Here is a 5,021-nt window from a genome sequence, read left to right as displayed (position 1 = left end):
GCTGAGCACGACGATGATGATCAGCCCCGGCAGCGCGCTCGACACCGCCCAGGTCACGAGCACGCGCACGAGCACGGTTGAACTCGGATGCACGGTGGGCCCGAGCACCGCCGCGATGATCGGGACGGTGGGACGGATCAGCCGGTCGAGGATCAGATAGGTAGCGCCCGCCGATTCCAGGGCGCCGAGCGCGAATCCGGCGATCACCACCGCGTGGTTGTCGTAGTCGGTGTACCGGTCGACCAGCCACACCGTCAAGGCGATGCCGGGTATCCACAGCACGATCGCGCGCACCGTGATCGCCGCCGGTAGCGCGATCAGGCGGCGCGCTTCCTCCGGTGTCGGTTCGCGACCCTCGTCGAGCCATCGGAGATATCGGCGCCGGTCGTAGATGGCCATCCAGATGCCGAAAAGCACGGCGATCGCCGGATAGATGGCGAGCAGCGATGCCGCTTCCCGCCAGTTCGGCCCGACCCGGCTGAAGACACCGTCCGCCCAGGCGATGAGGAAGATAGCGCCGAGGCCGACCAGGTTGGCCGTGATGACGACCAGCGCGAGTCCCCAGTAGCTGCGCAGCGCCCAGCGGACCAGGTGATTCATCGCGCACGCCAGAACCCGGAGCGCCGAAACACCCGGGTATCACGAGCTGCGCTGACGGGTGACACGAATATCGAGCATAGAAGGCCGGGTCGCGCCGATCGCGCGCACCGCGCCGGTCAACCGAGCAGCACCAGCCAGATCGCGATGTAGTGGAACCACGCGGCGATCACCGTCGCCGCGTGGAAGAACTCGTGATGTCCGAAGTGCTCGGGCCAGGGATTCGGCCATTTCGTCGCGTAGAGGATCGCCCCCGCGCTGTAGATCACGCCGCCGATGGCGAGCAGCACCAGCGGCAGCACTCCCACGTTGTGCAGCAGTTCCGGCGCGACCGGCACGATCGCCCAGCCCAGCAGCAGATACAGCGGGACCCCCACCCACCGTGGCGCGGTCGGCCACAGCATCTTCAACGCCACCCCGGCGAGCGCCCCCACCCACACCACGACGAGCAGCGCCCGCCCCGTCGAGCCAGGCAGCCCGAGCAGCGCGAACGGCGTGTAACTCCCCGCGATGAACAGAAAGATCATCGAATGATCCGCCCGCTTCATCCGCACCCTGGCCCGCACGCTCTGCCAGGTCACCCGGTGATACACCGCACTGATCCCGAACAGCGCGCACACCGCCACCCCATAGACAACCGTCGACCATCCCGCGGTAGCCGACTCCCGAAACCCGAACACGACAAGCACCACCACCGCGACAGCGGCGATCCCCACCGCCCACGTATGAATCCACCCCCGAAACCGCGGCTTCCCCAACACCCCAGGCTCCCCGACCCCCACGGCAACAGCCTCCACGAAACCTCCCATGCCAGAAACCTACGGTACCGTAAGTTACCGCCCAGGCTACGTCAGCACCACCCCCCACCACCACAAACGTGCCCACAACCACACCACAACAATCCCCCCGTCCTTGCGAAAACGAGCCCACTGATCTCGTAAGAACATGGGTAACTCCCCAACCACCTCCAACCCACCCCGCCCATCACCGCATGCCCGATGCACGACGTGTTTCCTCCCTAGGACCGGCCAAAGTCCCGGGGAGGCGGGGGAGCGTAGGGTGCGGGGGTGGAGTTTCTCGGTCGGGTGCGTGGTCTGCCGTACCGCATCTACGAAGCCAGGCTGTCCAAGCAGCTGGCCGACAAGCAGCATCCTCGCCATGTCGCCGTGATGTGCGACGGCAATCGCCGCTGGGCGCGCGAGAACGGGTTCACCGATGTCAGCCACGGTCATCGGGTCGGCGCGCTGAAGATCGCCGAGCTGGTCGGTTGGTGTGCCGACGAGGGCATCGAGATGGTCACCGTCTATCTGTTGTCGACGGAGAACTTGCGCCGCGATCCGGAAGAGCTGGAGACGCTGTTCGAGGTCATCACCGATGTGGTGGAGGAACTGTCGGCGCCGGAGCAGAACTGGAGTGTGCGGATCGTCGGCTCGCTGGCGGGTTTCCCCGAGCTGATCGCGAAGCGGCTGCGGGTGGCCGCCGAGCGGACGAGCGGACGCGACGGCGTGCATGTGAATGTCGCGGTGGGCTATGGCGGGCGTCAGGAGATCACCGACGCGGTGCGGTCGCTGGTGCGCCAGGAGATCGCCGCGGGTGAGTCGGGCGAGGATCTGGTGCAGTCGATCACCGTCGACGCGATCGGCCAGCACCTCTACACCTCCGGTCAGCCCGATCCGGATCTGGTCATCAGAACCTCTGGTGAGCAGCGTCTTTCGGGATTCCTCTTGTGGCAGAGCGCCTATTCGGAGATCTGGTTCACCGAGGCGTACTGGCCGGAGTTCCGGCGGGTCGACTTCCTGCGCGCACTACGGGATTACGCCGCGCGGCACCGCCGTTTCGGCGTTTGACGTCACCGGGGTCGCCGGCGCCGCTTTCGATTTCGGTCCGATCGGGGTGGGGCACCTGCATCTCACCGCGCGCACCGCTGACCCGCTGCGGGTGGTCATCGATATCGCCGAGCCGCGGCCGGGTGATGTGCGTGTCAATGTCGCCAGCGCGACCAAGCGCGGGCAGTTGCTGCGCGCGCTGGCCAGCGTCGACCACGAGATCCGCCGGTTCGTCGCCCGCTATATCGCCGGGGAGATCCGGAAGCCGGAGATCGCGGCGGTCCGCAATATCGATGTGGCGACCAGGCTCGACGCGGCGTGGAAGTTGTAGGAGGCGTACCTGCGCATTCGCTCCGGCCATGCGCACGTCTTCGGGCGGCTGCGCCGACAGCGTCGATTAGGCTGCTGCGCGAGACGAGGCCCGACGACACGTGCAGGGGTGTGCTGTGGGAGTTGCGAGGAAGCCAGGACCGAGCCGGATCGCGGCGATCGGGGTGGTGTCGAGTGTCGTCGCGCTGCTCGCGGGGTGCGGTGCCGACAAGACGGCGCTGCCGCAGATCACGCCGACCGAACAGCAGGATGCTGCGGGTTCGGTGTTCGCCTACCGCACCGCCGGTGAACTGGCGGTCGTGCGTAGCGCGGGGACGGTGCGCGCGCCGGGCAGTTTCGGGTACTCCTCGGCCGCGGTCGGTTTCACCAGGGACGGGCAGTTCGCGTTCTCGGTGGAGACGAGCTCGAAGACGCTGGTGGCGTTGAGCGTGCGCGACGGTTCGGTGTCGCGGACCGAGTGCGACTGCACCGACGCGGTGGCTGTGCGCGGCGCGGTGGTGGCCTGGTGGCGGGAACCGGGGCAGATCATGACCCTGGATCTGTCGGGCACCGCACCCGCCGCGCCCGAACAGGATGTGGTGCTGCCGGATTCGCCGAGCCCGCTCTCGGGCGGCAGCTGGGACGGCGCCCGGCTGGTCGCGGCCACCGACGACTATGTGCTGCTGGCCAGGGTCGAGTCGCGCGGACTGTGGTGGGAGAAGAACCACCTCTACGCGATCGGCGCCGACGCCATCCTCCCGCTGGGCCGCGTGCCCGGCATCGACGCCCACCTCTCGGCCGCCGCCGGCCCCGACGGCCACACCTTCGTCCTCGCCGGCACGACCGCCCGCAGCGCCACCTGCGGCACCGGCCACGTCGCGACCATCGACGCCACCACCAATGCCGTCCAGGAACTGCCCGCGCTGCCGGGCGCGTGCTCGGCGGCCTACAGCCCGCGCTGGGGAGCTGACGGCACGATCACCGTCGCCACCCGGAAGTGGGCCGACACGGCAGGCGCCCCCAGCTCGGTCGACCGGTTGCAGTCGGCGGCGCAGGGCTGGGCGCCGGTCGGCGAGAACCCGGTGGTCGATATGCTGCCGCGCGCGCAGGAGTCCGTCGTCCAGGTGGTCGCCGGTGATCCGACCGACATGCGCGACACCCCGCACGGGGTGCTGGTCGTGGAGAAGGGCGGCGCGCGAACGGAACTCGCCCACCAGGTCGTCAGCCTGGGTGCGCCTGCGGCCACGAACGGGTAGAACGGTTCGGCCGCTGCCTTGCGCCCTGCGGGTGGAAGGTCGGCTCCGCCGACAATCGACTCCGGCGCGAGGTAGCCGCCGTCGGCGATCGAACCGATGCGGCGCGCGCTCCGTATACCTCGGCGCCGGGAAGGTTCCCGGTCGATCGGCGCGGCGCACGGGCGGCGCCGATGGGGGAGCGCCGGAGGTAGTGATGCGAAGCAACGGGATGCGGATGGCGGTCGCGGCGGCGATCGGGTTACTCGGGGCGGGCTGCGGGACCGCATTGCCGCAAGGTCCGCAGATCGTGACGGCGGCGCCGTTGTCGACCCAGGTGTACGCGGTGCGCACGCCGACTGGGATGGGTGTGGCCGACGCGTCCGGTATGCGCGGCGACCGGGTCGGCGACTACCGGGAAATCGGCTTCAGCCAAGACAATTCACTCGCCTACGCGATCGACGGTGACGGCGTGGTGACGGCGATGGAGACCGCTGAGCTGCTGGTGTCCTCGGGTCGCGTCGACTGCCGCTGCACCCAGGTGTTCCCGCTGCACGACGCCGTGATCGGCTGGTGGCGCGACGGCGCGATCATGCAGGCCGACCTGCGCACTCCCGATCCCGTTGTGCTGCGGGCGATCTCGCTGCCAGCGCCGCGCGATCCGCTGGGCGAGGGCGCCACGCTCACCGGCACCGAGCTGATCGCGCTGGACCGGAATCGGGCCGTGCTCACGCGGATCGAGTCCGTCCCCGGCGCCAACTGGGGCATCAACCACCTGTACGTCGTCGACCTGAATTCCGGTGCGGTGCAACAGTTCGGCCGGATCGCGGAGGTGAATACCGTGTTTCGGCAGGCGGTGATCGCACCCGACGGACGGTCGGTCGTCATCGCGGGTTACAGCCGTGACAATGTCGCCTGTGGCACCGCCTCGGTCCACCGCCTCGATCTCGTCGCGGGAACGGTCGATTCCGCCGGGCCGCCGTTCCCGTCGTGCAGCTCGATCGCCGACATCCGTAGCGACGGCGCGGATGTCGTGCTGACCCGTTTGCTCTGGGAT

The 5,021-nt window shown here is 68.8% G+C and carries 5 protein-coding genes and 1 pseudogene; 4 read left to right on the top strand and 2 right to left on the bottom strand.

The annotated features are described in order from the left end of the window. Together ACFWPJ_RS24385 and ACFWPJ_RS24380 are read right to left on the bottom strand one after the other, a co-directional pair. Positions 1-600: pseudogene (locus ACFWPJ_RS24385) on the bottom strand (adenylate/guanylate cyclase domain-containing protein); the annotation flags it as partial. Between the two features lie 116 nt (positions 601-716). Continuing rightward, positions 717-1,406, bottom strand: a complete 690-nt coding sequence (locus tag ACFWPJ_RS24380) for a hemolysin III family protein (RefSeq protein WP_378854708.1) — start codon at positions 1,404-1,406, stop codon at positions 717-719. 258 nt (positions 1,407-1,664) lie between these two features. Between ACFWPJ_RS24380 and ACFWPJ_RS24375 the strand changes: the two genes are divergently transcribed. From ACFWPJ_RS24375 to ACFWPJ_RS24360, 4 genes are all read left to right on the top strand, one after another. Beyond that, complete coding sequence (locus ACFWPJ_RS24375; protein ID WP_189026173.1) at positions 1,665-2,444, top strand: isoprenyl transferase; 780 nt, start codon at positions 1,665-1,667, stop codon at positions 2,442-2,444. 46 nt (positions 2,445-2,490) lie between these two features. Then, the gene (locus ACFWPJ_RS24370) at positions 2,491-2,754 is read left to right on the top strand and encodes a hypothetical protein (protein ID WP_378854707.1); all 264 of its coding nucleotides are present in this window, start codon (positions 2,491-2,493) and stop codon (positions 2,752-2,754) included. A gap of 115 nt (positions 2,755-2,869) precedes the next feature. Then, positions 2,870-3,988, top strand: a complete 1,119-nt coding sequence (locus ACFWPJ_RS24365) for a hypothetical protein (protein WP_378854706.1) — start codon at positions 2,870-2,872, stop codon at positions 3,986-3,988. 193 nt (positions 3,989-4,181) lie between these two features. Further along, a partial coding sequence (locus ACFWPJ_RS24360) for a hypothetical protein (RefSeq protein ID WP_378854705.1) occupies positions 4,182-5,021 on the top strand: 840 nt, incomplete at its 3' end.

The organism is Nocardia sp. NPDC058497 (assembly GCF_042720195.1).
Taxonomy (GTDB): Bacteria; Actinomycetota; Actinomycetes; order Mycobacteriales; family Mycobacteriaceae; genus Nocardia.
Note: the sequence above shows the minus strand (reverse complement) of the source record. Positions and strands in the feature narration are given on the sequence as shown.

Bases quoted from the DNA above. Each gene is read 5' to 3' on its own strand.
- ACFWPJ_RS24380 (WP_378854708.1), bottom strand. From the start codon at position 1,406: ATGGGAGGTTTCGTGGAGGCTGTTGCCGTGGGGGTCGGGGAGCCTGGG.